Below are 1,230 nucleotides of genomic sequence, written 5' to 3'. Positions count from 1 at the left end.
GGTGTCGGGCACGCTGTTGGGTGTCTGAGGGAATGGATTTTTCCTCAGTCGCCGGCCCCAGTGAACTCGGACCTGATTGGTTCGGGGTGATGGGTGGCTGGTCGTTGTTTGAGAACTGCACAGTGAACGCGAGCATCTGTGGCCAAGTTTTTAAGGGCGCACGGTGGATGCCTTGGCACCAGGAACCGATGAAGGACGTGGGAGGCCACGATAGTCCCCGGGGAGTCGTCAACCAGGCTTTGATCCGGGGGTTTCCGAATGGGGAAACCCGGCAGTCGTCATGGGCTGTCACCCGCTGCTGAACACATAGGCAGTGTGGAGGGAACGAGGGGAAGTGAAACATCTCAGTACCCTCAGGAAGAGAAAACAACCGTGATTCCGGGAGTAGTGGCGAGCGAAACCGGATGAGGCCAAACCGTATGCGTGTGAGACCCGGCAGGGGTTGCGCATGCGGGGTTGTGGGATCTCTCTTCTGCGGTCTGCCGGCCGTAGGACGAGTCAGAAACCGTTGATGTAGGCGAAGGACATGCGAAAGGTCCGGCGTAGAGGGTAAGACCCCCGTAGTCGAAACGTCAGCGGCTCGTTTGAGAGACACCCAAGTAGCACGGGGCCCGAGAAATCCCGTGTGAATCTGGCGGGACCACCCGCTAAGCCTAAATATTCCCTGGTGACCGATAGCGGATAGTACCGTGAGGGAATGGTGAAAAGTACCCCGGGAGGGGAGTGAAATAGTACCTGAAACCGTGTGCCTACAAGCCGTGGGAGCGTCGGATGCAGCTTGCTGCATCTCGTGACTGCGTGCCTTTTGAAGAATGAGCCTGCGAGTTTGCGGTGTGTTGCGAGGTTAACCCGGGTGGGGAAGCCGTAGCGAAAGCGAGTCCGAACAGGGCGATTCAGTAGCACGCTCAAGACCCGAAGCGGAGTGATCTAGCCATGGGCAGGTTGAAGCGGAGGTAAGACTTCGTGGAGGACCGAACCCACCAGGGTTGAAAACCTGGGGGATGACCTGTGGTTAGGGGTGAAAGGCCAATCAAACTCCGTGATAGCTGGTTCTCCCCGAAATGCATTTAGGTGCAGCGTCGTGTGTTTCTTGCCGGAGGTAGAGCACTGGATAGGCGATGGGCCCTACCGGGTTACTGACCTTAGCCAAACTCCGAATGCCGGTAAGTGAGAGCGCGGCAGTGAGACTGTGGGGGATAAGCTCCATGGTCGAGAGGGAAACAGCCCAGA

The 1,230-nt window shown here is 57.8% G+C and carries 1 rRNA gene; it reads left to right on the top strand.

Features of this window, described 5'->3' with window-relative positions:
* Positions 1-140: 140 nt before the first annotated feature.
* Positions 141-1,230, top strand: a 23S ribosomal RNA gene (locus tag AB0H32_RS47735); the annotation flags it as partial.

Origin of the sequence: Streptomyces sp. NPDC020362 (assembly GCF_040642095.1) — a bacterium.
In the GTDB taxonomy this organism is placed as follows: domain Bacteria; phylum Actinomycetota; class Actinomycetes; order Streptomycetales; family Streptomycetaceae; genus Streptomyces.
Note: the sequence above shows the minus strand (reverse complement) of the source record. Positions and strands in the feature narration are given on the sequence as shown.